The organism is Streptomyces sp. NPDC101776 (assembly GCF_044766845.1).
Lineage (GTDB): Bacteria > Actinomycetota > Actinomycetes > Streptomycetales > Streptomycetaceae > Streptomyces.
Window position 1 is genome coordinate 237,594 of record NZ_JBIWMV010000004.1, and the last position, 26,006, is coordinate 263,599.

Sequence of the window (26,006 nt, forward strand, 5' to 3'; positions counted from 1 at the left end):
CGGGGTTGGTCTCGGGGCGGGGTTGGTCTCGGGGCGGGGTTGGTCTCGGGGCGGGGTTGGTCTCGGGGCGGGGTTGGTCTCGGGGCGGGGTTGGTCTCGGGGCGGGGTTGGTCCTGGGGCGGGGTTGGTCCTGGGGCGGAGTTGAGGTCGGGGTCAGCGTTGAGGTCGAGCTGAGACGTAAGCCGGGTTCGCTGTGGGTGCCTTGGGACAGGTGGGCGGTACCGGGCACGCTCCGTAAATTGGCGGTGGGCTGGGTGGTGTTCGGGCTCTCACCGGGTGCGGGGACGGGCGGCGGCGGGGGTCGGGCTTGTTCTCGGTGCCGTTGACCAGGTGGAGCAGGGCCGGATTTGCTCCGGGTGGCGTGGACTGGGTGGAGCAGGGGCCAGGCTTGTTCTGAGGGCCGTGGGACGAGGGGCGGTGGGACGGGGCCAGGCTTGTTCCAGGGGCCCTTGGGTTCAGTGCCGAGGGTGCCGTCCAGTGCCGATGAGGGTTGCTCGCTTCGAAACTCGCCTCGGCGACCGTCAAAGGCAGGGACAGCGCCGGGACTTCCCTCGGGGCGTGGTGGCGGGCGATGCGGTGCTCGGACTCCCAACGGGTGCCGTAGTCCGGCGGGGCAGGGCGCGGACTCGTGCTCTGCCCCCGTGAGGGCTGCTCGGTGTTGAGGCTCGCGGCGAGGCCCATGGGGAGCGGCTCGGGGTCGTAGACCGTGCGCGGTGCCCGTAACGAGGTGCTCCGGGTCGAGCACTTCCTTCGGTGCCGTGGGTGCCGTGGGTGCCGTGGGTGCCGTGATGGGCTGGGACGGCGTCCGGACTCCCACTGGGTGCCGTGGCCGGGCACAGACGAGCGAAGGCCGGATCAGTTCCGGGTGTCCGTGAGGCTCGGTGCGGGGGCTGTCGTCGCGTGCTGCCGGGTGCGCGGGGGCGGGACTCGCCTCGGGCCGTAGTGAGCGGAACGGTGCCGGGATTCCCACCCTCCGTTCCTGGAACTCCCCCCTCCGTTCCTGGAACTCCCCCCTCCGTTCCTGGAACTCCCCCCGCCATTCCCGGAACTCCCACCCCCGCCGTTCCGTTCAGGTCGAGGCAACGCCCTGCGTACTCGCGCCGGGTGCCATGGGCGTGGCCAGGGCGGTGCCTCCAGGCGCCATGAGGGTGGCCGGGGCCGCGCACGGGGACCCCCCTCGGCCCGCAGCGCGCAGGGCACCGCTCAGGCGCCCGTGGCGGGCCGAACAGCGCCGGGACTCCCACCCGGGTGCCGGGGCGGCAGGGCGGGCGGTGAGACCGGCACCATGGCGGGCAGAGCGGGCAGGGTGGGCGGTGAGGACCGGAACCCGGTGCCCTGGTGGGCAAAGCGGCGACAGGAACCGGCAGCAGTGCGAGCGAGGGCGGCTGCCACCAACTCAGGGACAGACGCCCCGCATCGGCGCCAGAGCCGACAGAACGGACCGTAGGGCAAGTGTCGTAGCGCGCAGGCTGTGCAGAGCGCGACCGGCACCAGGCCAGGCAGGACAGTCCGTACGGCCGGACGCGAAGCGGCAACCCGCGCCGAAGCAGGGAACCGCTATCAGCACCGGGATGAGCACCGGGATGAGCGACCAAGGCCGGCGGCGGCCAGGAGGCCGGCACGGGGTCGGGGTCGGTGCCGGGGTCGGGATCAGCGCCCGGTCAGAGTCGGCAAGGCGGCCTGTGGAAACCAGCCCCCGGCCCCACAGGACAAACAACAGAGGCCAACACGACCCCAACCACCCGAGCCGTACACCCAACCCACATCGGCACCGGAGTGATCAACCAGCACCAGCGCCGGACAGACAGCCCGTAACCGAGGCCAAGTCCAAGTCCAAGAACGACAAGGCGGGCAATGAAAACCGCCCCCTGACCGACAGGTCGAGCGCAGCGGAGACCGACGCGACGCAAGTCCCGAACCCCAACCCCCGAAACTCAAACACCGAGCACCGAACCCCAAGCCCCGAAACAACCAACCGGCACCACAGCGATCGTCGCCCCCACGCCGAACAGCCGCCCCACACCCACCCCACCCCCACGCCCCCACAGGCGAAATCCAGCCGCCCTCAAGGCGCGAACCAACCCCCGTCAAGCAGACGGCGACCGACCGAAGCCCGGCCCAATCGGGGCGAAAGCCGCGGTGAAGTGGAGTCCTGCTCTGATTCACCACCCCTGGGTCATCACATGGCGCGATCCGCATTCCTATGATGGGCCCACGACACCGCGGGCCGCTGCGACCAGGCAGTCCGACGCGGTGCAGACGCGGCGCGATGGTGGAGGGGTCGATGACTCAGGGGGCCGGTCAGGGACCCGAGATGGAGCGGACGGCGACGTTGCGCGACTTCCGGGTACCGGCGTATGTCCACGAGACCGGTCCGTACGCCGACAGCGCGCAGCCCGGCGAGACCGTACGACCAGACGAGGAGGCCTTCGAGGAGGCCTTCGACGAGGTCTATCCGGAGGGCTACACACCCACTCAGCGCGATCTCCCCGTCATCAATCGGGGTGACACGCTCCAGGTCGCGGTGGACCCGGCGTCGGTGGCCGCCCCGCAGCAGACGGAGGGCCCCGGTCCGCTGTTCGTCGTAGGGGATGTGCACGGCTACCTCGACGAACTGGTGGCCGCGCTGCGGGAGAAGGGCCTGATCGACGCGGCCGGAAGCTGGTGCGCGGGCACCGCGCGGCTCTGGTTCCTCGGCGACTTCACCGACCGCGGGCCCGACGGCATCGGCGTCATCGACCTGGTGATGCGGCTGTCCGCCGAGGCGGCCGCGGCCGGCGGCTACTGCAAGGCGCTCATGGGCAACCACGAACTGCTGCTGCTCGGCGCCAAGCGGTTCGGCGACACCCCCGTCAACTCCGGCGCGGGCACCGCCACCTTCCAGGCGGCCTGGCTGCTCAACGGCGGCCAGAAGACCGACATGGACCGCCTCCAGGACGTCCACCTGCAGTGGATGGCCCGGCTTGACGCCATGGAGCAGGTCGACGGCCATCTGCTCGTGCACTCCGACACCACCGCCTACCTCGACTACGGCGACTCGATCGAGGCGGTCAACGACAACGTCCGCGAGACCCTCACGCGCAACGACGCGGACGAGGTGTGGGACGTGTTCCGCAAGCTCACCAAGCGCTTTTCCTTCCGTGACGAGGGTGGTGCCGACCATGTCCGCTCATTGCTCGACATGTACGGCGGGACCCGGATCGTGCACGGCCACAGTCCGATTCCCTATCTCCTGGGCGATGTCGGCTCCGAGGACGGCGAGGACAGTTCCGGTCCCGTGGTCGAGGGACCGCACGTCTACGCCGAGGGACTCGCCATCGCGATGGACGGCGGGGTGACCATGGCCGGAAAACTGCTGGTCCAGCGACTGCCCCTGAATATCTGAGCGTTCAGCGGGCAGACGTCCCCCTCGGCGGACCGGCGAGCGACAGCGCTGACCAGGGGCCAATTTCTGGAAACCCCCTGTCACCGTGTGCCGTCGCCGCTCTACCATCGGCTTATCCGTAGCAGGCTCCCCTCCGTTTCTGCCCGACGGCTCGTTGGCATGCGAGCCCCAAGCCCTACGGAGCATCGGGGGATGCACATGAACAGCGTTCCGCAGCACCTGCACAGCGAGGACCGCCAGGAGTACGAGCGGATCCTCGACGAGGCGCTGCGCTCCGCCCCTACCCGCCCGGAACTGGCCGCTGTCGGTAAGCGGCTGAACCCCGAACAGCTGCGCACCATGGCGCTGAACGCCACCGCGCTCATCACGGCGGCCGCGGCGACCGAGTACCAGCACTACGTGAAGGTCCGCGAGGAACTGCGCCAGCCGGCGTCGTCCACCCCGTCGTCCGTCCACGAGACCGACTCCATGGAGCCGGGCGGCGTGGGCGCGATGGGGCTCGCCACCACCCTGGGGGAAGCGGCCGAGGGCGCGGGCGCCGTCGCCGTCGCCGCCGTCCTCACCCCCGTCCTCGCCGGCACGGCCGCGGCGATATTCCTGCTCGTGGGTTACATCCTCAAGATGCTCACCCCCGAGCCCGCGTTCGCGCAGACCATGCTCACCGCCGGCTGGGTGTTCGGCGCGATGACCGCCGCGGCGATCCTCGTCGCCGCCGTCGGCCTGCTGCTCACCGCCCTGCGCAACAGGCCCACGCTCGACACCGGCCCCTACGGCGAGGCGGGCGGCGAGGTGGCCCGCGCCAGGGACGCCTGGCACGACGCCCTTCTGGAACGCGGCATCCTGCCGTTCCTCCAGGAGGCGCTCGCCGCTCCGGGCACGGCGGCACTGCGCCGTACGGCACCACCGGCACCGAGTCGCATGCCGCACCTCGGCTACGACCGCCCGGGCTTCTCCAGCCCCGACGAGGGCCCGAAACCGGGCCACCGCCCGAGCTTCAGCAGTCCGGACTTCTCCAGCCCGGACTTCGGGGGGCCCGAACACCAGCCGGAGTAGCCCCTCGGCTTGCGCCCCCACCCAGGGGAGCGCAAGCCGAATTGCTGCTGCGGAATTCCTATTACCGAATACATATTGCCGAATGCATATTGCCGAATTCTCGGCATTCGGTGAAGTATCTGCACCACGGCCCTTTCCACCGGCCAGTTCCTTCCGCATAGCGCGCCGCGCGACCGCGTACAGGTCCGGGGCGTTCCTGCCGGAGGAGTCGATGTGCCGTGACGTGCCCTCGTTGACGGAAGAGTTCCAGACGTCCGGGGCCATGCGTACCTGGTCACTGTGTTGACTGACGATCAGCATGCCGTCGGCCGTCACGACCGCGATATTCACGCCGAAACCGCATTGCAGAAAATGCCGACCGCCTCCACCGCATATCGCGGTCCGTTCCACAGCGGTGCTCGGCCCTCTGCTTGCAGGCACGTGCTTTCTTCCTCGATCTCGGCCCGCCAGTCGACCATATCGGCGGGCAGCTCGATTTCCTGGTCCAGTATCTGCATGTGGACGGACTGCGCCGATATGGACGACTCCCCGTCACCTTCGACGATCAGAGCGGCCGGGCGACCTTGATCGCGGCACACGTGATCGCGCCTCTTCCGTTACAACGTCCAGCGGGGGCCCCGGCGACGGACTTCCAGGAGGCTACCTCGACCCCTCATGCGGAGGGCAGCCCCATCCTCCCCCGCGCCCGGATCCGGTTGGCTGGTGATCGTCACCGATCAGGACCGGACCAGGAGCAACGGGGGATTCCGCCATGCAGATGCCGTCGTCGAGGAAGACCGGCGCCGCCGTACTGGCAGCAGCACTGCTCGCACTGTGCTCACCCATCGCCGCGACCGCCACCACCGGACACCCGGCGCCGAGCCACCCCTCCCACACGTACGACGAGGCCACACTCCGGCAGGACCTGGCAGCCGTACGGAAGGCCGGCGGCGGCGATGTGAACGTGCTGGCCCGGGTCGACGGACCGAACGGCGCACCCCTCATGGCCCGCATCGGCACCCGCACGGCCGACTCCACCGCCCCGATCCCCTGGAACGCGCACTTCCGCGTCGCGAGCACGACGAAGACGTTCGTGGCGACCGTCGTCCTCCAACTCGTGGCGGAGAAGCGGCTGTCGCTCGACGACACCGTCGAGCACTGGCTCCCTGGAGTCGTCACCGGCAACGACGGCACCCGCATCACCGTCCGCGACCTGCTCCGCCAGACCAGCGGCCTCTACGACTACATCGACGACCCGGAGATCCAGGACCGCCTGATCAACCACTTCGACGAGATCCGCTACGACGCCACCCCGGCGGCCGACCTGGTCGCGGTCGCCATGAAGCACCGCCCGCTGTTCGTACCGCAGCCGGGCGGGGCCACTCAGTGGGCGTACTCCAACACCAACTACCTGCTGGCCGGGATGATCGCCGAGCAGGCCGGGGGCGCGAGCTGGCAGGACCTGGTCGCGCACCGGATCATCGCGAAGCTCGGACTGCGCGACACCTCCATCCCGGGGCTCAACCCGTTCCTCCCCGACCCGCACGTGAACGCCTACCTGACGACCGCCGACGGTCAGCGTCTCGACGTCACCGATCACAGCCTCCAGCACACCGCGGACTCCGGTGTGGTGAGCACCACCGCCGACCTGAACACCTTCTTCCGCGCCCTGGCCGACGGCAGGTTGCTCCCCGCCGCCCAGTGGCGCGAGATGCGGCAGACCGTCGAGCGGACCGACGACCCGGAGGACGTGGCCGAGATGCCCGAGGGCACCTACGGCCTCGGTCTGCGCAGGATCCCGCTCTCCTGCGGCGGTTTCTACTACACCCACGAGGGCGACGGAGCGGGCATCAACACGCGCCCCGCGGTGAGCGCGGACGGCAGCCGCGCGGTGACCGTCTCCCTCACGACCACCACCGCACCGCCGGACCTCGCCGCCCTCAACCGCGCGACAGGCACTCTCGTCGACCACGCCCTGTGCGCGAGGCCCACCATCAAGGACTCACCGCAGAGCTAGGCCACATCCGGTCGCCGTCAGCAGTCGGCAGTTCCGCTTCCTCCCCTTCCGGGAGGGCGATGATCGCGATGCTCTCCGGCTGGGCCACAGCGAGGCGGGTGCCGTCCGGGTGCAGGGCCGCAACGGGCGTCGGAATGTGGGTGACCCCGTAACTGCCTTCTCTCTGTGGCACCTCCACGGTGGGCCATTCCGCCACCACGGCACCCGTCGTGACATCGATCAGCCGCGGATGCCCGTACAGCGAGACGACCGTGTCGCCCCGCGCGATCAGAGTGCCGACGGGGAAATCGACCTTGCCGTGATGGATCCACCGCCTCGCGGAGAACGACCACACGCCCAACCGCCGTGGGCCCAGCGCAGGGCTCTCCTCGTCGTCGACGAGCCCGTCCCCGGTCGCCACGACCAGGCGGTCGTCGTCGAGCCAGCAGGCCGAGACGACCTCCGCATTGACGCCCGGTTCCGAGGGCAGCACGCCATGGCCGTCGAGCACGGCAGGGTCCGTCAACGCACTGGCCAGGTCGAAGACTTCGACAACCCCGTACGGATGCCACAACCAGCCGGCCGACAGTAGATGCGTCCCGCCCGGGCTCATCTCCAGCCGCGAGTGGAAGACGTCCCTCGGATGACGTTCGCCACCGGTGAGCCACTCTCCCGACTCCGCGTCCTCGATCTCGAGGACGTTGTACTCCTCCGGGCAGTGCACCAGAACCTCGCGGCCGTCCCGCAACACCCCGAGTGCCACCGCATAGTCGAAGACCTCGGCGTAGTCGTAGCTGCGGTCCAGCTCGCGGACGATCCGGTCACCGTCGAGCAGCAGCGCCTCGGTGCCACGCTCGGCATAGACAACGCAGTAGCGACCGGACGAGGAGACGACGCTCCGGTCGAAGGGCTCTCCGCGGACGACCGAGGCACCCTGCTCCACACCGTCAGGACCCCACCGGCGGCCACCCACCACATCGACCAGGTCATCGCCGTTCCACACCAGCGACTGCGCCTCGGCCGTCACCTTCAGAACGATCAAGACTCCACCCCCCTCATCCCCGTTATCCCCGTAATCCCCCTACGCACGATGGCGCCGCCGTGCCGAAGCCCCCCGGCCTCCGGCACGGCGCCAACCTACGGACGTCAGTGCGCCAGCGGCAGGTACACCCGGTTCCCGCTCTCCGCGAACTCCTTCGACTTCTGCAGCATCCCCTCGGCGACCTCCTCGGCCGTCGCCCCCGCGGCCGCCGTACCGCCGAACTGCGCCGTGATGCTTTGGCTGATCTTCATCGAGCAGAACTTCGGCCCGCACATGGAGCAGAAGTGTGCCGTCTTGGCCGGCTCCGCCGGGAGCGTCTCGTCATGGAACTCCCGTGCCGTGTCCGGGTCGAGGGCCAGGTTGAACTGGTCCTCCCAGCGGAACTCGAAGCGGGCGTCGGACAGCGCGTCGTCCCACTCCTGCGCACCTGGGTGCCCCTTGGCGAGGTCGGCTGCGTGGGCGGCGATCTTGTAGGTGATGACGCCGGTCTTGACGTCGTCACGATTGGGCAGGCCCAAGTGCTCCTTGGGCGTGACATAGCAGAGCATGGCCGTGCCCCACCAGGCGATCATCGCGGCACCGATGCCGGAAGTGATGTGGTCGTACGCAGGCGCGACGTCCGTCGTCAGCGGGCCGAGCGTATAGAACGGGGCTTCATCACAGATCTCCTGCTGAAGGTCGATGTTCTCCTTGATCTTGTGCATCGGGACATGTCCCGGGCCCTCGATCATGGTCTGTACGTTGAAACGCTTCGCGATCGTGTTGAGTTCCCCGAGCGTCCTCAACTCGGCGAACTGCGCCTCGTCGTTGGCGTCCGCGATCGAACCCGGCCGCAGACCGTCGCCCAGCGAGTACGTGACGTCGTAGGCGGCGAGGATCTCGCACAGCTCCTCGAAGTTCTCGTAGAGGAACGACTCCTTGTGGTGGGCCAGGCACCAGGCCGCCATGATCGAGCCGCCGCGCGAGACGATGCCCGTCTTGCGGTTCGCCGTCAGCGGTACGAAGGGCAGCCGTACGCCCGCGTGGACGGTCATGTAGTCCACGCCCTGTTCGGCCTGTTCGAGGACCGTGTCCTTGTAGATCTCCCAGGTCAGCTCCTCGGCGCGGCCGTCGACCTTTTCGAGCGCCTGGTAGAGCGGCACCGTGCCGATGGGGACGGGGGAGTTGCGCAGCACCCACTCGCGGGTGGTGTGGATGTTGCGGCCGGTGGACAGGTCCATGACCGTGTCGGCGCCCCAACGGGTCGCCCAGGTCATCTTCTCGACCTCCTCCTCGATCGAGGAAGTGACCGCGGAATTGCCGATGTTGGCGTTGACCTTCACCAGGAACCGCTTGCCGATGATCATCGGTTCGATTTCCGGATGGTTCACATTGACCGGCAACACCGCCCGCCCTGCCGCGATCTCCTCACGGACCACTTCGGGCGAAACGTTCTCCCGTACGGCCACGAACTCCATCTCGGGCGTGATCTCACCCCGTCGCGCGTAGGCGAGTTGCGTGACCGCCACGCCGTCCCGTCCACGCCGCGGCTGCCGTGGCCGCCCGGGGAAGACCGCGTCGAGGTTGCGCAGTCCACCGCGCGGCGAGGTGTGCTTGATCCCGTCGTCCTCGGGGCGGACGGGCCGGCCCGCGTACTCCTCGGTGTCGCCGCGAGCGATGATCCAGTTCTCCCGGAGGGGTGGCAGCCCCCTGCGGACCTCGGTGTCGACGAGCGGATCGGTGTACGGGCCGGAGGTGTCGTACAGCGTCACGGACTGCCCGTTGGTGAGGTGCACCTGACGGACCGGCACCCGCAGATCGGGGCGCGAGCCCGCGACGTACCCCTTGTGCCAGCCGATGGACTTCCCGGCATCCGCGGGCTCGGCCGCCTCCGTGGGCTGCTCGGCCGCCGCGGACTCCTCGGCCCTCGTCGGCTGCTCGGCCCGCGCCAATCCCTCGCCCGAAATGAGGCATTCGTCCTGGCTGAAGGCAGACGTGTGTGCGTCCTTGTTGGTCATGAGACCTACTCCCTACGCCGGCATTACCCGGTAACAGGTTCGGCGGTCGACGCAGCGGCTTCCGTCAGCCGATGTTTCATGTGAAACATCACTCGATTCAGGTGACGTTTCCCGTGAAACATCGCAGAGACGAAGGTCAGCGCCCTCTCAGCCCGGTGCTCCGAGCTCCCGCGTGTGCAAAGGTGCCTCCACGCTAGCGCCATAAGTGGCGCGGTGAACAGTGGGCCTCCGGCGTTCTTGCGATGATCGGGCGGTGACCACGACACAGCAGCCCCCGTACCCGCCGACCGGGCCGCCGCATGGCCACGATCACGGTCACGGCTCCGGAGGCGACCAAGGCCCCGGGTCCGGGTCCGGCGACGACCACGGTTCCCATGGGGACGGCGGGCACGGTTCCGGTGCGGGCGGCGGACACGGTCACTCACACAGCCATGGCCCCGCCGCCCCCGTCTCCCGTCACCTCCGGAAGGTCATCGCGGCGATCCTGATCCCGTTCACCGTGGCGGTCGTGGTCGGCATGGTGGTCCTCTGGCCCGGCGGCGCCCCCTCGCACAAGCGCACCGGAGTCGGCTTCGACCGGCAGACCCAACAGGCGACGGTGACCAAGGTCGTCAGCGTGAGCTGCGCGTCGGTGAACGCCTCGGGCGGCAGCGCGACCAGCGACACCTCCACCGCCGAGGGCTCCTCCGCGCAGCAGGAGGCGGGCGGCACCTGCAAGAAGGCCACGGTCACGGTCAGCACCGGCAAGGACAAGGGCCGTACGTTCACGGAGATCGTGCAGCCCGACCAGTCACGGCAGTTGCACCAGGGCGAGAAGGTCGTGGTCGCCTACGAGCCCTCCGCGCCCAGGGATCTCCAGTACTCGGTCACCGATGTGAACCGCAAGTTCCCGATGGCCCTGCTCGCTGGGATCTTCGCACTGGCCGTCGTGGTGGTGGGCCGGCTGCGCGGTGTCATGGCGCTGGTCGCGCTGGCCATCAGCTTCATGATCCTGAATTTCTTCATCCTGCCCGCGATCCTGCACGGCTCGAACCCGCTGATCGTGGCGGTGGTCGGATCGAGCGCCATCATGCTGATCGCCCTCTACATGTGCCACGGGCTGTCGGCCCGTACGTCCGTGGCGGTGCTCGGCACCCTGATGTCGCTGGTGCTGATCGGTGTCCTGGGCTCGGTGTTCATCGGCTGGGCCGCGCTGACCGGCAACACGGACGACAACACGGGCCTGATCCACGGGCTGTACCCGTCGATCGACATGAGCGGTCTGCTGCTCGCCGGCGTCATCATCGGCTCCCTCGGCGTGCTCGACGATGTGACGGTCACCCAGACCTCGGCGGTCTGGGAGCTGCACGAGGCCAACCCCTCGATGGGCTGGCGCGGGCTGTACCGCGCCGGCATCCGCATCGGCCGCGACCACATCGCCTCCGTGGTCAACACGCTCGTCCTCGCCTACGCGGGCGCCGCGCTGCCGCTGCTGCTGCTCTTCTCCATCGCGCAGAGCAGCGTGGGGGCGGTCGCCAACAGCGAGTTGGTCGCGGAGGAGATCGTGCGCACGCTGGTGGGCTCGATCGGCCTGGTCGCGTCGGTGCCGGTCACCACGGCCCTCGCGGCCCTGGTGGTCTCGGCGGACCGACCGGGACGGGAGGCGGTTCCGGCGGGCGCCGGTGCCAGTGCGGGTGCGACGGGTGCCGGTGCGGCTGCGGGGGGTTCGGCCACGTCGAGTACGGCCACGCCGGCGCCGGGCGCCAAGCCCGGCGCGGCGCGAGGCGGGAAGGGCCGTCGCCGCAAACACTGAGGCGGGCGGCGGGAGCGCCGTCGCCTCACAGGCTGAGGAGCGCTGTGGAAGGGCCGTCGCCGCACGGACTGAGACAGGCTGCGGGAGGCGTCGTCCTCCGAAAGCGCTGAGACAGACCCTGGGGAAAGGCCGCCGCACCGAGGCAGACCCGCGAGAACCGCCGTACAGAGCCGCGCAGAAGCGTTACGCCAGCCTCCCACCTCACACTCACGGCATCGCCTCAGCCCGCGCTCTGCTCCTCCGCCAGGATGCGGTCCAACGCCTCGTCGAGGTGGGTGTCGAAGTCCGCGAGGGCGCCCTCCTGACCGAGCGGAACCAGCCGGTCGGTGCGGTCGAGGAACGCCACGAGCGGTGCCGCGCCGGTGCGGAACAGCGCCTGGTCGCCGCCCACCTGAAGCCGGATCAGCACCTCGCCCAGCATCTCGGGATCGACCGGCTCGATCCGGACATCACCTTCCCCGCACGCGATACCCACCCCGTCGATCAGCAGCTCCCGGCCGAAGGTCCAGGTCACCGGGGCGTCTCCCGGCAAATGGAAGGTCAGCCGCACGGCGTACGGATCGCATGTCTCGTAGCCCAGCTCGACCGGGATACGGAAGGAGAGCTCCTCGGAAACGAGGAAGCTCATCATGACCTCTGCCTGTACGGACTCACGCATCGCCTATCCCGTCAACTGCCGTCGTATGGCCGGGAATGATCCCCGTGACACTGAAGGAATATTGCTGAACGTACACGTTAGATCACAAGGAGTAAGTTTTCAGATACTGATAGAGAGTGCGAGCGACCCCAGAAGCCTGCCGACCTCGGTCTCCAACTGCCGCGCCGCGGCCGGCAGCCGATCGGCCTGATGCGCGGGCAGGGAGATGGCCATCGTGGCCGCCATGGCGCCGAGCGTGATCGGAATCGCCGCGCAGACCGTCCCCAGCGCGTACTCCTGACGCTCCACAACCTGCTCCGTCCGCCCCATCCGGTCCAGGCGCCGCACCAGGGAATGGCTGTCGCGCACGGTGTACGGCGTGAGGGACCCCACGGGGTAGCGGTCGAGGTGGTCGCGGCGGACGTCCTCGTCCAACTGGGCCAGCAGACACTGGCCGATCGCGTGCGCGTGCCCCGTCTCACGGAAGTCCGCCCACTCCTCGACCGCCGGATTGCCGGGGGTGTCGGAGACGCACAGGACCTCGATCTCGCCGTCGCGGTACATCGCGTAGTACACCGGCGCACCGATCAGATCCCGCCACTGCGCCAGCGCGTCGACGATCGTGCTGCGACGTTTCTCCCGCGCTCCGCTGCTGCTCAGCCGCTCGGCCGCCTCGCCGAGGAAGAACAGCCCCTTGTCGCGGCGGAGATAGCCCTCGTGCACCAGGGTGCGCAGCAGGTGGTACGCCGTGGGGAGGGCGAGGCCGGTCTCGCGGGCCAGTTGCTTGGCGGGGGCTCCGTGCCCGTGCCCGGCGACGGACTCCAGCAGGCGCATGGCCCGTTGGACGGAGCCGATGAGGGTGGCGGCGGGCTGCTGCGGGTCGGGGGCCGACGCGTTGCGCTGCGGGTCAGGGGCTGCGGTGAAGCGAGGCTGGTCGGTGACCGTAGCCGAAGGCTGATGGTCGGTGACCGTCTCGGAACCCTGATGGGCAATGGCCGTTGCGGAACGCTGCCGCGGCGGGGTCGCCACCGGGCGCTGCTCTGTCACCGGCCGCTGCTGCGCCACCGAACTCGACTGTGACACCGGGTCTACCGGCGCCACCGGCCCCGGCTGTGCGACCGGCCGCAGTTGCGCGGGGACCGCCACCGATCGCGGCCATGTGGACGGAATGGGCAGGACGGGCGGGACGGGCAGGGTCGGGCGTGCGTGTGGTTCTACGGGTGCGGTGTCAACCGTGGCCAAGGGTCACTTCCGGAGCGCGAGGGGGCAGCCCGTGCGGGGAACACGGGGAGGGGGTGCGCCGCCCGCGGGGTTCGTCCCCGCGTCGAATTCCGGACTTTAACCGCCCGCCACCGCCCGCAGACGGCCTGTCCGGAAAACTTCCCCCGCCCGAGGGAACCGGTGATTCCTGTTACCGATCACCGGTTGCCCGACAGGCCCTCACCAGTCGCCGCGTGAGGAGGAGCTCGACGTGAACTTCCGCACCACGTAGATGACTCCGCCGACCAGAGCCACGAAGACAAGCAGCTTGAAGAGCAGTCCGATGACGATGCTCACGACGGTCGCTATCAGCCCGCCGAACACGACCAGGGCGATGACCGGCACCGCGACCCACTTCACCCACCACGGCAGTCCCGCGAAGATCTCTCGCATTGTCCTCGTCCTGTACCTCTCCGCCCGTCGCTCTTACCGGGTTCTGTCGGTGTCCGGCACCCGCCGGATCTCTGATGTCCTGCACTCGATGCTAGAGCGGGCGAAGGCCGAACGGGGGCCCCGCATCCCTTGTCCTCCCCTGACCGTTCCCCTAGGGAACCCTGAGACGCGGCTCGGACTTCGGGTGGAGACGCAGGCCTCCGGAAACTCAGGCCTCCGGAGGCGAGAACACAACCAGCACGCGCAGGTCCTCGCTGATGTGGTGGAACTTGTGGGCCACCCCGGCCGGCACGTAGACGACGCTGCCGCGCGCCACCTGGGTGGTCTCCATGCCGACGGTGATCGCGGCACGGCCGCTCACGACGAAGTACACCTCGTCCTGGTTGTGCGGCTGCTGTCGGTCGTGTTCGCCGGAGTCGAGCGCGTACAGGCCGACCGACATGTTCTTCTCGCGTAGAAACTGCAGGTACGCACCGTCGTTGGCGGCACGCTCCGCCTCCAGTTCATCCAACCGGAATGCCTTCATCGCCCTCGTCCACGCTCGGATTCGATCTCTTCTGTCACGATCAGACACATGAAGAATTTCCTAGTCAAGACGATCGCCAACGCGGGTGCCCTGGCGGTCGCCGTGTGGCTGCTCGACAAGATCACTCTGACCGGTGACAGCACCTTCAAGAAGGTCTGGACACTGCTCCTCGTCGCCCTGGTCTTCGGCCTGGTGAACTTCCTGGTCAAGCCGATCGTCAAGGTGCTGACCTTCCCGCTGTTCATCCTGACGCTCGGTCTGATCACCCTGGTGGTCAACGCGCTGATGCTGATGCTCACCTCGTGGCTGTCCGACAAGCTCGACCTGAGTTTCCATGTCGACGGCTTCTGGACCGCCGTCCTGGGCGGCCTCATCATCTCGGTCGTCTCCTGGGCGCTCAACGTCGTCCTGCCCGAAGGGGACTGAGCGCCCGATGACGTACCGCGTCAGCTTCGTCTGCACCGGCAACATCTGCCGCTCACCGATGGCCGAATCGGTCCTCCGCGTGCGGGTGGCGGAGGCCGGGCTCGACGGCCTGGTCGAGGTCGACAGCGCGGGCACGGACGGCTGGCACGAGGGCGACGGCGCGGACCCGCGCGCCGTCGCCGTCCTGGAGGAGCACGGCTACGGGACCGACCACGCCGCCCGCCGCTTCCAAGCCTCCTGGTTCCCCCGCCTGGACCTCGTCATCGCCCTCGACTCCGGCCACCGCAAGACCCTGCGCCGCCTGGCACCCACCGAACAGGACGCCCGCAAGGTCCACCTGCTCCGCTCCTACGACCCCGCCGCCGGCGACGACCTCGACGTACCGGACCCGTACTACGGGGGCCTGGACGGCTTCGAGGAATGTCTTGAGATGGTGGAGGCGGCGAGTGTAGGGCTGCTCGCCGCGGTACGGGACGAAGTGGAAGGACGAGCGGTATGAGTGATTCCGCTACAGCGGGAGGTATCGGGAGCGGCGCGGGGGACGGCACGCGCGCGGTGCGGGCCGGTCTGCCCGAGCCGGTCAAGTACGAACCGACGCTCCCCGGGCCGGTGTTCGCCGCGCACTTCCACCTCCCGGGCGAGGCGACGGGCCCGTACAAGTACGGCCGTGACGAGAACCCGACCTGGACCCACCTGGAGCGCGCCATCGGCGAGCTGGAGGCGCCCGGGCAGGAGGACGTCGAGACGCTCGTGTTCGCCTCGGGTATGGCCGCCATCTCGTCGGTGCTCTTCTCCCAGCTGCGCGCCGGCGACGTGGTGGTCCTGCCCGACGACGGCTACCAGGTACTGCCTCTGGTACGCGAGCAGTTGGCGGCGTACGACATCGAGGTGCGCACCGCGCCGACCGGCGGGGACGCCCAGCTCGACCTCCTCGACGGCGCGAAGCTGCTGTGGCTGGAGACCCCTTCGAACCCCGGGCTCGACGTGTGCGACATACGACGGCTCGCCGACGCGGCACACGCGCGTGGCGCCCTCGTGGCCGTCGACAACACCCTCGCTTCACCCCTGGGGCAGCGCCCGCTGGAACTCGGCGCCGACTTCACCGTGGCGAGCGGCACCAAGCAGCTCACCGGGCACGGGGACGTCCTCCTCGGGTACGTCGCCGGGACCGACGCCTCCGCGATGGCCGCCGTACGCCGGTGGCGCAAGGTCGTCGGCGCGATTCCCGGGCCCATGGAGGCCTGGCTCGCGCACCGCTCGATCGCCACGCTCCAGTTGCGGGTCGACCGGCAGAACGCCACCGCGCTGATCGTCGCGAAGGCCCTGCGCGAACGGGCCGAGGTGACCGGGCTGCGCTATCCAGGACTGCCCGACGACCCCTCGTACAAGATCGCCTCGCAGCAGATGCGGCGCTACGGGTGCGTGGTTTCGTTCACGCTGCCCACGCGCGCGCATGCCGATCGTTTTCTCGACGCGCTGCGGCTCGTGGACGACGCGACGAGCTTCGGCGGGGTGCGGTCCACGGCCGAACGGCGTGGCCGCTGGGGAGGGGACGCGGTACCGGAGGGCTTTGTTCGTCTCTCGGTCGGTGCCGAGGACCCCGAGGACCTGGTGGCCGATGTGCTGCGTGCGCTGGACGAGTCGGCGCGGTGACCGCTTTACGGACCTGCGACCTGTGTCCGGATACACACAACGGACGGTCCGAGCCTCCCCCCTCGTGGCTCGGACCGTCCTCGGTTCTGCGCGCGAAGAACCGCCCGCACAAGGCTAGTTGACTCTGTGTCAGTGTCCAATCACAGTAGCGACAGCCGCCTATCGACTTATTTATAGTTGGGCCCTGCCCGGGGCCGGAGGAAGGCCGGGGAAAGGAGCGTGCGTGCCATGGATCTGGCCTTGCTGCGCACCTTCGTGACCGTGCACCGGGCCGGCTCCTTCACCCGTGCCGCAGCCCTGCTCGGCCTCTCCCAGCCGGCGGTGACGTCCCAGATCCGCACCCTGGAACGGCAGTTGGGCCGCCCTCTCTTCCTGCGCCAGGCCCGTGGGGTCACCCCCACGACCATGGGCGACGAACTCGCGCACAAGGCCGCACCCCATCTCGACGCCCTCGTGGAGATAGCCGAGACCGGACCCGACAGCGACGCCTCGCTGCGCACCCTGCATCTCGCCGGTCCCCCCGAGTTCACCGCCGAGCGGGCGCTGCCCGCGCTCACGGAGCTGACCGGGGAGGACGGCCAGGGCTTCGCACTGCGCGCGTCCTTCGGGAACGCCGAGGAGACACTGGAGGGACTGGCCGCCGGACATCATGATCTGGCCATCAGCACGGCCCGTCCGCGAGGCGCTCTGCTCACCGCGACGACGCTCTGCGACGAGGAGCACGTCCTGGTCGCCGCCCCGCACCGGGCCGAGCAGCTCGACCCGGAGAAACTCGGCCCCAAGGACGCGCCCGCCCTGGACGACCTCCCCGTGATCGAGGTCCACGAGTCGCTGCCCTTCGTCTCCCGCTACTGGGCCTCCGTCTTCGACTCCCGCCCGGCCGCCCCGGGCACGGTGATCGTGCCGGACCTCCGCGCGGTCCTCGCCTGTGCGATCGCGGGCGCCGGCCTCGCGGTACTGCCCCGCTATCTGTGCGCCCTGGCTCTGGAGCGCGGTGAGGTCGTCGCGCTCCATGAACCCGCGATACCGCCGCTGCGGACGTATTTCCTCGTGGTGCGCACCGGCACTCTCGCGATGCCGCACATCGCCCGGGCCCACGAGTGGCTGCACCGTGCCGCCGCCATCTGGGGCTGACCAGGGATTTTGTCGTCGCTGCGCGGCGAATTCGCCGAATGTCACGCGCTGATTCGCCAAGGTCACGTTTCGCGATGTTTCACGTGGAACCAGCCGGGCCACATTTCTCCCATGACCGTCCGACCCGTGGTCAAGCGAACCGCACGTGCCGTTCTCCTCGACGGCGACGCCCTGATCTTGATCAAGCGCACCAAGCCCGGTGTGGATCCCTACTGGGTCACGCCCGGTGGCGGGGTCGAACCCGGGGACAGCACCGTCGTCGACGCCCTGCATCGGGAGGTGTACGAGGAGCTCGGCGCCAAGATCGCCGACGTGGTGCCCTGCTTCGTGGACACCGTCGAGCACATCGGCGTGGACGCGGCCTCGACCGGCGTGAAGGTGCAGCACTTCTTCGTCTGCCACCTGGAGTCCATGGACCCGGCGCTCCGACACGGCCCCGAAGTGGACGAGCCCCTCGGCGAGTACGAGATCGTCAGAGTGCCGTTCACCCGGGTCGGCATCGCGTCCGTCCACCTCGTACCGCTGTCCTTGCGGCACTACCTGGACGGCAACATCGAAGGGGTCCGCGCGATGCACGCCCCCGACCTGGGCTGATGTCTCCGGCACGGGGTCAGTCCCCGGCGGCCACCAACTCCTCGACCGAGTCGTGCCGTATGCGCTCCGCCGGGATGCCGACGTCCTTCAGGACATCGACACCGCTGCGGATCATTCCGGGCGGCCCCGAGACATAGGCGTCGTACCCGCCCCATGGCCCGTACGTCCGTATGGCGTCCGGGAGTTGGAGATGTGCCTGCTGGTCGACGACCGGCCGGACCGTGAGCCATGGATACGACTGCTGGAGCCGGAGCATCGTGTCGATGTCATAGAGGTCGTGGTCGGTACGGGCTCCGTAGAACACCTCCACCGGTCGCCGCTCGCCGCGTTCGGCGACATCCTCGACCAGGGCCTTGATCGGCGCTATGCCGGTGCCGCCGCCGACGCAGAGCAGTCCGCTGTCGGTGGTGTGGTCCACGGTCATCGAACCGGCCGGCGGCCCGAGCCGGATGACGTCGCCGGGGCGGGCGCGGTGCACCAGCGCGTTCGAGACCCAGCCCGCCGGGACGGCCTTCACATGGAAGGTCAGCAGCCCGTCCGAGCGGGGCGCCGAGGCGAAGGAGTAGTGCCGCCAGATCCGCGGCCACCAGGGCGTCTCCAGGCTCGTGTATTGCCCGGCGAGAAAGGGATAGGGCTGGTCCGGGCGGAGGGTGACCACGGCGACGTCCCGGGTCCTGAGGTCATGGGTGACAACCTCCGCGTGCCACCACGCCGGGGCGCGCAGTTCGTCGGCCGCCGCCGCGTCGATCATGACCTGCGAGATCGTCGTGTACGCCCGCACCCAGGCCGCCTCCGTCTCGGCGCCCCAGACGGCGGAGGCGTACTTGTTCAGCGCGCCGATGAGGCACTCGCCGACGGCCGGGTAGTGCTCGGCCCGGGTGCCGTACTTGCGGTGGCCGCGGCCGAGGTTCTGCAGATACGCGACGAGGACCTCGGTGTTGTCGATGTGCTCGGCGGCGGTGAGCAGCGCCTTGAGCAAGCGGTCCCGCTGGGTGTCCATCGCCGCCGGGAAGAGCGACCGCAGCTCGGGGTGGCGCACGAAGAGCAGCGCGTAGAAGTACGAGGTGACCTTGTCGGCCACCGGGCCGACCTCGGCCATGGTCCGGCGGATGAGTACGGCGTCCGGAGAGGCGGCCTGCTCAGTGCCGGGGCCGGAGGAGCGCTGGGCGGGCACACGCACGGGGGCGAGCGGGGCGACCGGGGCAGCCTCGGCGACAGCCGGAGCGGGGGCGACGGGCACCGGGACGGCGGGCTGCGGTGCGAGAGGCGGGGGCGCTGTCTGCGCGGGTGCGGGAGCCATGGGCCCGGCGGGGGCCGAGGGCTGCGGCACGGTCACGGGCGGCGGTATTCGCTGCTGTGCGGGCGCTACGTCCTGCTGAGCGAGGTACGGGTTCGGATCGGACGCGGCGTCGTCACCATCCTGAACCGGCGGGGTGAATGGCGGCGGCGAGGTGGGTGAGGCCGAACTCTCCCTGGGCGGAAGCTCTTTGCTCGCGGCCGGCGCGGTCCTGCGGACCGGACGCAGCACGGCCGGGCGCCGTCCGCGTCCCTCCCGTGTCCCGCGCTCTTCGCCAGGAGGCACCTCCGGCTGCTTGCGCGGAGTGAACCAGCCGCCTCCGCCGTTGCCGCCGCCGGACGTGCCGTTGTCGGCCGACGCGGTGGTCGGAGCGTCCATGCTGTGCCTCGCCTCGAACATCTTTCGGTCGGTCTGCGCGCTTCCTCAGCCGGAAGCTGTCTGCTTTCCGCGCGGACGGCTTCCTTCTCCCCATTCGATCAAGCTGCCGATACAGCCATATCCAACCCACATTCCCACTGCGTACGGACAAGTAAGGCGAGAGTGTGACATTGCCCGCAGTACTCTCACGCGGTGTCCGGCGCCGGACAAGAACCGGAGTCGACCCTACCGGCCCGCGCTTTGCAGCCAAGTGCCGCCTCGCTTCCCCACGGAGAGGGGAGGGGCGAACCGTCGGTTCCCTCAACTACCGTGCGCCGCGCACCAATTCGTAGGCATCCCACAGATCCCGCCCCGCATAGGAGTGGGTCGCGAGGCCCGCCAGATGCCGATCCGCATTGACCGCGACGGAGACGGGCACGGCGCCGAACAGGTCCTTGTCCGACATCGAGTCTCCGTAGGCGACGCAGTCCGCCCTCGTCACCCCGAACTCCTCACACAGTCGATCCGCGATCACCACTTTGGCGGCGGCGTTGAGAACTCCGGTCAGGTCCATGGACGGCGCGGTGAAAGGCACGGCGGGAAAGAGCGATCCGTGTGCCGCGTGGGCGCCCCAGCCTGTGAGCCGTTCCACAAAGAAGGAAGGCGAGAGCGATACGACGGCGCAGTATTCACCGGCGTTCCTGATCTCGGCCCAGACCTCACGGATCCGCGCCAGCCATGGGGCCCCGTCGAAAGCCGCCGCCACATGCGCCTCCGTGAGATCCGCCCACAGCGTGTAGACACCGGTCGCGTACTCCGGCGGCCCGATCAAGCCCGCCGAGATCTCCTGCTCGAGTTCCACCGTCTCGGATTCCAGGCCGAGTTGACGGGAGATCTCCAGGGGTGCGCTGGTTCCGTGCAGCAAAGTGCCGTCGAGGTCGAAGAGGTGAAGTCTCGCCATGAGCCTGAGGTTAGTCGGAGGACCTGTGGCGCCTTCGGCGAGCCTGCCGGATGCTCGCCGTTCGCCGGTGTTTCACGTGAAACATCCGGCTTCTGCCGATGCGTTGCGCTGTTGATCACGAGATGGCCAAAAGCACGTACGTCTCGCCGGAAACAGGTGGACGCCGACAACGCGTGTCAGACAGCCTGACCTGCGTGCCGACTCCTTCCCTCGCCGCTCTGCCCATCCGCCGGCTGACGCTCCGCGATCGCCTCGCCTGCGCCGACCTGTCCGAGGACCGGGGGTGGCCACGCGAGGAACACAAGTGGGGCTTCCTCCTGAGCGCCGGGAAGGGTTACGGCATCGACGCCCCCGACGGCGGCCTCCTCGCGGCCTGCGTCACCACGGAGTACGGCCCACAGGACCGCCCGGATCTCGTGGCCATCGGCATGGTCCTGGTCGCCGAGCGGTACGCCCGGCAGGGCGTGGGACGCCGGCTGATGCGCCATCTGATCTCAGCGATGAGCACCACACCGCTGACTCTGCACGCGACGCCGAACGGCCGCCCGCTCTACGAGGAGCTCGGCTTCAAGGTCATCGGCCGTGCCGAGATACTGCGCGGCCATTTCACACCTGCCGGACCGGAGTCCCGGATCGCCACCCGCGCGGCGACGGCCGAGGACCTCACCGGCATCCTGCGCCTCGACGAGGCAGTGTTCGGCGCCGATCGCACACCCTTCATCACACGACTGCCCGCCTTCACCGACCAGTTGAGGGTGGCGGAGGAGAACGGCCGGATCATCGGCTACGCGGCCGCCTGGCCCAACATGGACACCCAGGTCGTGGGCCCACTGATCGCACAGGACCCGGAGACGGCGAAGGCCCTCCTGGGCTCACTCGCCGCCCGCACCGACCGTCGGCTGCGCACCGACATCGACGTACGCCACGAAGACCTGCTGTCCTGGGCGAAGGAACGCGGACTCGCCCCCATCGCCTTCAACTCCGTGATGACGTACGGCATCCCGGAACTTCCCGGCGACTGGACCCGGCGGTTCGCTCCCTTGACGGTCGCGGCCGGCTGACCATCCCCGTACACGGAGAACACCGGCTCCCGACCTCATCGGGAAGTGGCGTCTCCATCCCCCTCAGAGGTCAGACGAGTGCCTCTACGGCGGCCTGGGCGAAGCCGTGGTCCTGCGTCGGCGCGCCGCCACCGACGCCGATCGCCCCGATCAGCCGGCCGTCACGGTGCACCGGGATGCCGCCCGCAATGAACAGCAGCGGCCGGTCGAGCGCGGTGGGCAGGGTGTGGAAGAGGCCTCCGGGCTGGACTGCGTCGACCAGGTCGGCGGTGGGCGCGTTGAGCTGGAGCGCGGTATAGGCCTTGCGGGTGCTGGTCTCGCCGGAGATCAGCACGGCCTGGTCGTCCCGCCGGAAGGCGAGCAGATGACCGCCGGCGTCCAGCACGGTGATACTCACGGTGACCCCGGCGGCCTCCGCGGCTCGGCGGGCCTCGGCGACGAGCGCTTCGGCGTCCTGGATGGTCAGCGGGGCTACGGCGGTGGTGGTGCTCATCAGGGTTTCTCCTTGCGGGTGTTGCTGTTACTAGTGTTGGTCGGAGGGTCTGGCATTGGTCGGACGGTGGGAGCCGGCCGGGATGCACGGGGACGGCCCTGGCCCCGCGTCTCCCCGTTCCGGCCCGGCGGGGTCAGTGGTGGACGGCGGCCCGCTGCGCGGTCGGTGTGCCGCCCGCCACGACGGCGCCGTGTGCGCTGGTACGGCGTTCCAGGGCGGCCGAGAGGATCGCGAGGACCAGGGCGGCCGCGGCGAGGACGGCGCCGACCCAGTTCGGGGCGGTGTAGCCGAAGCCGGCCGCGATGACGATGCCGCCGAGCCAGGCGGAGAGCGCGTTGCCGAGGTTGAAGGCGCCGATGTTCACGGCCGAGGCCAGCGTCGGGGCGCCGTGTGCCTGGTCGAGGACCCGCTTCTGCAGCGGCGGCACGGTGGCGAAGCCCAGGGCACCGATGAGGGCGATGGTGACGGCTGCCGCGACCTTGTTGTGCGCGGTGACCGTGAAGAGCGCGAGCACGACGGCCAGGGCGCCGAGCGAGACGTAGAGCATGGGCATCAGGGCGCGGTCGGCGAACTTGCCGCCGACGAGGTTGCCGCCGACCATGCCGAGGCCGAAGAGGACGAGCAGCCAGGTGACGGAGCCGTCGGCGAAGCCGGCGACGTGGGTCATCATCGGCGCGATGTAGGTGATGGCCGCGAAGACGCCACCGAAGCCGAGGACGGTCATCGCCATGGCGAGCAGGACCTGGGTGTTCTTGAAGGCGGCCAGTTCGTGCCGCAGCCGTACGCCCTCCGGCTTGGGCAGGTCGGGCACGAGCTTGGCGATGCCGGCCAGGCCGATCACGCCGAGGCCCGCGACGATGGCGAAGGTGACCCGCCAGCCGACGGACTGCCCGACGAGGGTGCCCAGCGGGACGCCGATGACATTGGCGACGGTCAGTCCGGTGAACATCATCGCGATGGCTCCGGCCTTCTTGTCGGGGGCGACCAGCTCGGCCGCGACGACCGAGCCGATGCCGAAGAAGGCGCCGTGGGCGAGCGAGGCGACCACGCGGCCGATCAGCATCACCGAGAAGCTGGGAGCGACGGCGGAGAGCAGGTTGCCGAGGATGAACAGGCCCATCAGCAGCATCAGCATCCGCTTGCGGGGGACCTTGGTGCCGAGCACCGTCATCAGCGGGGCGCCGATCACCACACCCAGCGCGTAACCCGTGACCAGCAGTCCCGCGGTAGGGATGGAGACCCCGAAGTCGCCCGCGACCTGGGGCAGCAAGCCCATGATCACGAACTCGGTCGTGCCGATTCCGAAGGCCCCGATCGCGAGGGCCAGAAGCGCGAGAGGCATGTGGAGGTACCCTTCCCAGAAGATTGCAGGAGCGCTTTACGTGCCTTCACAATAGTTGCAGACGCGGGCTATTGGCAAGCGCGGACTATTTCATCTGTGCTCTATCCTGGGTTCAGCCGCTCCTGGACGGAGGAAACGTCAATGACAGCGACGGACCCCGCACTCACCGCCCTGGCCCAGGGCTGGTGCGCCCTCTCCTTGCTGCACGGGAGGATCGAGGCGCACATCGAGCGCGCCCTGTCGGCCAAGCACGACCTGAGCATGCGCGAGTACTCGCTGCTCGACGTGCTCAGCCGACAGCACGACGGCGAGGGAGGGCATCTGCAGATGCGGCAGGTCGCCGACGCGGTCGTCCTCAGCCAGAGCGCCACCACCCGGCTGGTCACCCGGCTCGAGGACCGCGGTCTGCTCGCGCGGTATCTGTGCCCGACCGATCGCCGGGGCATCTACACGAACGTCTCCGAGGCAGGCCTCACACTGCTCGAAGAGGCACGCCCGACCAACGACACCGCACTGCGCGAAGCCCTCGACGCGGCGGCCGCGAACCCCGAACTGGCGCCACTGGTCCGGGTCGTGGAGTCGATGAACGTGCCCGCGTAGGTTCCCGTGCAGGTCCGTCCCGCACCGCGCGCCGCTGCCTAAGGTGTGGCCATGGGAGATCTTGAGATACGAGCCGCGGTCACCGAGGACGTCCCCGCCATCGTCGGCATGCTCGCCGACGACCCCCTGGGCGCCCAACGCGAGTCACCGGACGACCTGACGCCCTACCTCGCCGCGCTGGACCGCCTGACCGCCGACCCGAACCAGCACCTCGTCGTCGCCGTCCGCGAGGGCCGCGTCGTCGGCACCCTCCAGCTCACGGTCGTTCCGGGGCTGTCCCGCAAGGGCGCCACGCGCTCGATCATCGAGGCCGTCCGCATCCACGCGGACGAGCGGGGCAGCGGCCTGGGCACACAGCTCATCGAGTGGGCGATCGCCGAGTCGCGTCGGCAGGGCTGCCAACTGGTCCAGCTGACTTCCGATGTCACCCGCACCGACGCCCACCGGTTCTACGAACGGCTGGGCTTCACCTCCTCACACGTGGGTTTCAAGCTGCCTCTCTGAAGAGACCTCCTGAAGCGACCTCTCCCTAGAGGGGCCTCTTCCTCGAAGAGAACGAAGCGCCCGCCCGACAGCGGGAGGCGCCATGTTTCACGTGAAACACAGCGCCTCCCCGACCGCGGGCGGCTAGCGGATCCCCCGCCACCCCTCCGGGTCCACCCCACCCGGCACAGAATCGCTCTCGTCGTACGGCTGACGGGTGAAGACGAACGATCCGAGGTCCAGGTGGCTCAGGGACCCGTCCGGGCGTCGTACGGGCCGCAGGAGCTCTCCGGCGTAGTACCCCTCCAACCCGGTCCACGTGCCGTCGCCGTTGGCCCGGAACCGCGAGCGACGGCCCTTGCCCGCCAGCGGCTCCAGCGAGGCCCCGCCATCAGCCGTCAGCCGCAGGGCAAAGCCATGCGTACCCCAGTACCACTGCCCCGCCAACTCCAGTACGGCGGCGTCGACTTCGGGCAGCGGGCGCCATGGCTCGGGAATCCTCGGCTCGGCCTCGGCGACGATACGGACGAGATCGGCGCCCAACGTTGCCAGCAGCGGTCCGGAGGTGCAGTTGGCCAGCACCACCGCAGAGACGTCGTCCTCCAGGCTGATGCTGAGGTTCGCCAGGAAGCCGGGCAGCGATCCGGAGTGGCCGATGAGCAGTCGGCCGTCACGGTGCTGGACCTGTAGGCCGAGACCGTAGGCGGAGCCGTCCACGACGTCGGCGGCCTCCGCCGGTGCCGCGGGGGTCCGCATCTCCCGCACGGAATCCGCGCTCAGCACCCGGTCGTCCCCGCTGGCCAGAAAGACGGCGAACCGCGCCAAGTCGCCAGTAGTGGACCAGAGTTGACCGGCAGGCGCCATCAGACCGAGGTCCACGGCGGGTTCCGGCAGCAGTGCGTCGGCCCACGGATGCACCGCCCAGGCACCCGCGTGCGGCGCTTGTGGCTGCGCACTCGTGCGATCGAGGCCCAGAGGTTCGAGTACTTCCCGCCGGAGTACGTCCTCCCAGGGCGCACCCCGGAGCTCCTCGACGAGCGCGCCCAACACCGTGTAGCCGGGGTTCGAGTAGTGGAACCGGCGGCCGACCGGATGCAGCTGGGGCTGATCGCCCAGCACATCGCGGAGTTCGGGGCGCAGCGAACCGGGTGTCCGCTCCCACCAGGGTGCGGGTGACTCGGCCGCCAACCCGCTTGTGTGCGCGAGCAGTTGGGCGATGGTGGCCTCCCCCGCGCCGGTGCCCGGCAGATGCTTCTCCAGCGGGTCACCCAGGTCGAGGACGCCCTCGTCGCGCAGCCGCAGCACCAGGACGGCGGTGAACGTCTTGGTGATCGAGCCGATCCTGTACTGCACGTTCTCGTCCGGCCCGTGCCCGTCCACCGAGGTCCGCGCACCGTGCCACACGGTCCGCCCATCCCGCACCACCGCCGCGACCAACGACGGCGCCCGCCCCTCGGCCTGGGCCACGGCGATCCGATGCAGCAACGCCCGGCGGGTACCGGGAAGCAAGTCGTCCTGAGATGTCGTCATGCCCCCAGTCCACCG

At 69.4% G+C, this 26,006-nt stretch carries 24 protein-coding genes and 1 riboswitch; of the genes, 12 read left to right on the forward strand and 12 right to left on the reverse strand.

All coding sequences use genetic code 11. The features are described 5' to 3' along the window. Positions 1-2,269: 2,269 nt before the first annotated feature. Both ACIRRY_RS16290 and ACIRRY_RS16295 read left to right on the forward strand, forming a co-directional pair. On the forward strand, positions 2,270-3,385 hold the full coding sequence (locus tag ACIRRY_RS16290; protein ID WP_403972720.1) for a metallophosphoesterase: 1,116 nt from the start codon (positions 2,270-2,272) through the stop codon (positions 3,383-3,385). A gap of 192 nt (positions 3,386-3,577) precedes the next feature. Next, positions 3,578-4,438 (forward strand): hypothetical protein, encoded by an 861-nt coding sequence (locus ACIRRY_RS16295; protein WP_403972722.1) that lies wholly within the window; start codon positions 3,578-3,580, stop codon positions 4,436-4,438. 326 nt (positions 4,439-4,764) lie between these two features. On the opposite strand, the gene ACIRRY_RS16300 is transcribed toward ACIRRY_RS16295, so the two are convergent. After that, on the reverse strand, positions 4,765-4,935 hold the full coding sequence (locus ACIRRY_RS16300; RefSeq protein ID WP_403972724.1) for a hypothetical protein: 171 nt from the start codon (positions 4,933-4,935) through the stop codon (positions 4,765-4,767). 254 nt (positions 4,936-5,189) lie between these two features. On the opposite strand from ACIRRY_RS16300, the gene ACIRRY_RS16305 reads away from it, so the two are divergent. Further along, complete coding sequence (locus tag ACIRRY_RS16305; protein ID WP_403972726.1) at positions 5,190-6,434, forward strand: serine hydrolase domain-containing protein; 1,245 nt, start codon at positions 5,190-5,192, stop codon at positions 6,432-6,434. Here ACIRRY_RS16305 and ACIRRY_RS16310 read toward each other — a convergent pair. Continuing rightward, a complete protein-coding gene (locus ACIRRY_RS16310) occupies positions 6,412-7,455 on the reverse strand; it encodes a hypothetical protein (protein WP_403972728.1) in 1,044 nt (347 codons plus the stop codon). The genes ACIRRY_RS16305 and ACIRRY_RS16310 overlap by 23 nt on opposite strands. Before the next feature lie 104 nt (positions 7,456-7,559). Next, complete coding sequence (gene thiC, locus ACIRRY_RS16315) at positions 7,560-9,452, reverse strand: phosphomethylpyrimidine synthase ThiC (RefSeq protein WP_403972730.1); 1,893 nt, start codon at positions 9,450-9,452, stop codon at positions 7,560-7,562. Next, positions 9,445-9,634: riboswitch (TPP riboswitch) on the reverse strand. It overlaps the preceding gene by 8 nt. A gap of 71 nt (positions 9,635-9,705) precedes the next feature. Here thiC and ACIRRY_RS16320 point away from each other — a divergent pair. Beyond that, complete coding sequence (locus ACIRRY_RS16320) at positions 9,706-11,244, forward strand: YibE/F family protein (protein ID WP_403972732.1); 1,539 nt, start codon at positions 9,706-9,708, stop codon at positions 11,242-11,244. Positions 11,245-11,464: 220 nt separating this feature from the next. On the opposite strand, the gene ACIRRY_RS16325 is transcribed toward ACIRRY_RS16320, so the two are convergent. From ACIRRY_RS16325 to ACIRRY_RS16340, 4 genes are all read right to left on the reverse strand, one after another. After that, positions 11,465-11,902 carry an SsgA family sporulation/cell division regulator gene (locus ACIRRY_RS16325; RefSeq protein WP_403972735.1) on the reverse strand — a complete coding sequence of 146 codons (438 nt, stop codon included), beginning with the start codon at positions 11,900-11,902 and terminating at the stop codon, positions 11,465-11,467. Positions 11,903-12,001: 99 nt separating this feature from the next. After that, on the reverse strand, positions 12,002-12,736 hold the full coding sequence (locus ACIRRY_RS16330) for an IclR family transcriptional regulator (RefSeq protein WP_403973608.1): 735 nt from the start codon (positions 12,734-12,736) through the stop codon (positions 12,002-12,004). 585 nt (positions 12,737-13,321) lie between these two features. After that, complete coding sequence (locus ACIRRY_RS16335; RefSeq protein ID WP_019055111.1) at positions 13,322-13,534, reverse strand: DUF5326 family protein; 213 nt, start codon at positions 13,532-13,534, stop codon at positions 13,322-13,324. A 208-nt stretch (positions 13,535-13,742) separates the two neighbouring features. After that, on the reverse strand, positions 13,743-14,060 hold the full coding sequence (locus ACIRRY_RS16340) for a cupin domain-containing protein (protein ID WP_262060822.1): 318 nt from the start codon (positions 14,058-14,060) through the stop codon (positions 13,743-13,745). Positions 14,061-14,108: 48 nt separating this feature from the next. Here ACIRRY_RS16340 and ACIRRY_RS16345 point away from each other — a divergent pair, with 48 nt between their 5' ends. The 5 genes from ACIRRY_RS16345 to ACIRRY_RS16365 all read left to right on the forward strand — a co-directional run bounded on the left by ACIRRY_RS16345 (position 14,109) and on the right by ACIRRY_RS16365 (position 17,867). After that, on the forward strand, positions 14,109-14,486 hold the full coding sequence (locus tag ACIRRY_RS16345; RefSeq protein WP_403972738.1) for a phage holin family protein: 378 nt from the start codon (positions 14,109-14,111) through the stop codon (positions 14,484-14,486). 7 nt (positions 14,487-14,493) lie between these two features. Continuing rightward, positions 14,494-14,985: a low molecular weight protein-tyrosine-phosphatase gene (locus ACIRRY_RS16350; RefSeq protein ID WP_403972740.1), complete on the forward strand. Its 492-nt coding sequence runs from the start codon at positions 14,494-14,496 to the stop codon at positions 14,983-14,985. Then, positions 14,982-16,139 (forward strand): cystathionine gamma-lyase, encoded by a 1,158-nt coding sequence (locus ACIRRY_RS16355; protein ID WP_403972742.1) that lies wholly within the window; start codon positions 14,982-14,984, stop codon positions 16,137-16,139. Before ACIRRY_RS16350 ends, ACIRRY_RS16355 begins: the two co-directional genes overlap by 4 nt. Before the next feature lie 228 nt (positions 16,140-16,367). Further along, positions 16,368-17,273, forward strand: coding sequence for a LysR family transcriptional regulator (locus ACIRRY_RS16360; RefSeq protein WP_403972744.1), 906 nt, complete (start codon positions 16,368-16,370; stop codon positions 17,271-17,273). Positions 17,274-17,384: 111 nt separating this feature from the next. Continuing rightward, complete coding sequence (locus ACIRRY_RS16365) at positions 17,385-17,867, forward strand: NUDIX domain-containing protein (protein ID WP_403972747.1); 483 nt, start codon at positions 17,385-17,387, stop codon at positions 17,865-17,867. Positions 17,868-17,883: 16 nt separating this feature from the next. On the opposite strand, the gene ACIRRY_RS16370 is transcribed toward ACIRRY_RS16365, so the two are convergent. Continuing rightward, positions 17,884-19,542 (reverse strand): globin domain-containing protein, encoded by a 1,659-nt coding sequence (locus ACIRRY_RS16370; protein WP_403972750.1) that lies wholly within the window; start codon positions 19,540-19,542, stop codon positions 17,884-17,886. A gap of 304 nt (positions 19,543-19,846) precedes the next feature. Next, positions 19,847-20,482, reverse strand: a complete 636-nt coding sequence (locus ACIRRY_RS16375) for an HAD family hydrolase (RefSeq protein WP_403972753.1) — start codon at positions 20,480-20,482, stop codon at positions 19,847-19,849. Positions 20,483-20,676: 194 nt separating this feature from the next. On the opposite strand from ACIRRY_RS16375, the gene ACIRRY_RS16380 reads away from it, so the two are divergent. Beyond that, a complete protein-coding gene (locus ACIRRY_RS16380) occupies positions 20,677-21,543 on the forward strand; it encodes a GNAT family N-acetyltransferase (protein ID WP_403972756.1) in 867 nt (288 codons plus the stop codon). A gap of 70 nt (positions 21,544-21,613) precedes the next feature. Here ACIRRY_RS16380 and ACIRRY_RS16385 read toward each other — a convergent pair whose 3' ends face one another. After that, on the reverse strand, positions 21,614-22,036 hold the full coding sequence (locus ACIRRY_RS16385; RefSeq protein WP_317770432.1) for a heme-binding protein: 423 nt from the start codon (positions 22,034-22,036) through the stop codon (positions 21,614-21,616). Positions 22,037-22,169: 133 nt separating this feature from the next. Beyond that, the gene (locus ACIRRY_RS16390) at positions 22,170-23,378 is read right to left on the reverse strand and encodes an MFS transporter (RefSeq protein ID WP_403972760.1); all 1,209 of its coding nucleotides are present in this window, start codon (positions 23,376-23,378) and stop codon (positions 22,170-22,172) included. A 141-nt stretch (positions 23,379-23,519) separates the two neighbouring features. Between ACIRRY_RS16390 and ACIRRY_RS16395 the strand changes: the two genes are divergently transcribed. Further along, on the forward strand, positions 23,520-23,978 hold the full coding sequence (locus tag ACIRRY_RS16395) for a MarR family winged helix-turn-helix transcriptional regulator (protein WP_403972762.1): 459 nt from the start codon (positions 23,520-23,522) through the stop codon (positions 23,976-23,978). A gap of 51 nt (positions 23,979-24,029) precedes the next feature. Next, on the forward strand, positions 24,030-24,482 hold the full coding sequence (locus tag ACIRRY_RS16400) for a GNAT family N-acetyltransferase (protein ID WP_403972764.1): 453 nt from the start codon (positions 24,030-24,032) through the stop codon (positions 24,480-24,482). 123 nt (positions 24,483-24,605) lie between these two features. Here ACIRRY_RS16400 and ACIRRY_RS16405 read toward each other — a convergent pair whose 3' ends face one another. Further along, on the reverse strand, positions 24,606-25,991 hold the full coding sequence (locus ACIRRY_RS16405; RefSeq protein WP_403972767.1) for a serine hydrolase domain-containing protein: 1,386 nt from the start codon (positions 25,989-25,991) through the stop codon (positions 24,606-24,608). Positions 25,992-26,006 lie beyond the last annotated feature (15 nt).

Coding starts and splice junctions, on each gene's coding strand:
- ACIRRY_RS16290 (WP_403972720.1), top strand. CDS start 2,270: ATGGTGGAGGGGTCGATGACTCAGGGGGCCGGTCAGGGACCCGAGATG.
- ACIRRY_RS16295 (WP_403972722.1), top strand. CDS start 3,578: ATGCACATGAACAGCGTTCCGCAGCACCTGCACAGCGAGGACCGCCAG.
- ACIRRY_RS16300 (WP_403972724.1), bottom strand. CDS start 4,935: ATGCAGATACTGGACCAGGAAATCGAGCTGCCCGCCGATATGGTCGAC.
- ACIRRY_RS16305 (WP_403972726.1), top strand. CDS start 5,190: ATGCAGATGCCGTCGTCGAGGAAGACCGGCGCCGCCGTACTGGCAGCA.
- thiC (WP_403972730.1), bottom strand. CDS start 9,452: ATGACCAACAAGGACGCACACACGTCTGCCTTCAGCCAGGACGAATGC.
- ACIRRY_RS16325 (WP_403972735.1), bottom strand. CDS start 11,902: ATGCGTGAGTCCGTACAGGCAGAGGTCATGATGAGCTTCCTCGTTTCC.
- ACIRRY_RS16335 (WP_019055111.1), bottom strand. CDS start 13,534: ATGCGAGAGATCTTCGCGGGACTGCCGTGGTGGGTGAAGTGGGTCGCG.
- ACIRRY_RS16340 (WP_262060822.1), bottom strand. CDS start 14,060: ATGAAGGCATTCCGGTTGGATGAACTGGAGGCGGAGCGTGCCGCCAAC.
- ACIRRY_RS16345 (WP_403972738.1), top strand. CDS start 14,109: ATGAAGAATTTCCTAGTCAAGACGATCGCCAACGCGGGTGCCCTGGCG.
- ACIRRY_RS16350 (WP_403972740.1), top strand. CDS start 14,494: ATGACGTACCGCGTCAGCTTCGTCTGCACCGGCAACATCTGCCGCTCA.
- ACIRRY_RS16355 (WP_403972742.1), top strand. CDS start 14,982: ATGAGTGATTCCGCTACAGCGGGAGGTATCGGGAGCGGCGCGGGGGAC.
- ACIRRY_RS16360 (WP_403972744.1), top strand. CDS start 16,368: ATGGATCTGGCCTTGCTGCGCACCTTCGTGACCGTGCACCGGGCCGGC.
- ACIRRY_RS16365 (WP_403972747.1), top strand. CDS start 17,385: ATGACCGTCCGACCCGTGGTCAAGCGAACCGCACGTGCCGTTCTCCTC.
- ACIRRY_RS16370 (WP_403972750.1), bottom strand. CDS start 19,542: ATGGACGCTCCGACCACCGCGTCGGCCGACAACGGCACGTCCGGCGGC.
- ACIRRY_RS16375 (WP_403972753.1), bottom strand. CDS start 20,482: ATGGCGAGACTTCACCTCTTCGACCTCGACGGCACTTTGCTGCACGGA.
- ACIRRY_RS16385 (WP_317770432.1), bottom strand. CDS start 22,036: ATGAGCACCACCACCGCCGTAGCCCCGCTGACCATCCAGGACGCCGAA.
- ACIRRY_RS16390 (WP_403972760.1), bottom strand. CDS start 23,378: ATGCCTCTCGCGCTTCTGGCCCTCGCGATCGGGGCCTTCGGAATCGGC.
- ACIRRY_RS16395 (WP_403972762.1), top strand. CDS start 23,520: ATGACAGCGACGGACCCCGCACTCACCGCCCTGGCCCAGGGCTGGTGC.
- ACIRRY_RS16400 (WP_403972764.1), top strand. CDS start 24,030: ATGGGAGATCTTGAGATACGAGCCGCGGTCACCGAGGACGTCCCCGCC.
- ACIRRY_RS16405 (WP_403972767.1), bottom strand. CDS start 25,991: ATGACGACATCTCAGGACGACTTGCTTCCCGGTACCCGCCGGGCGTTG.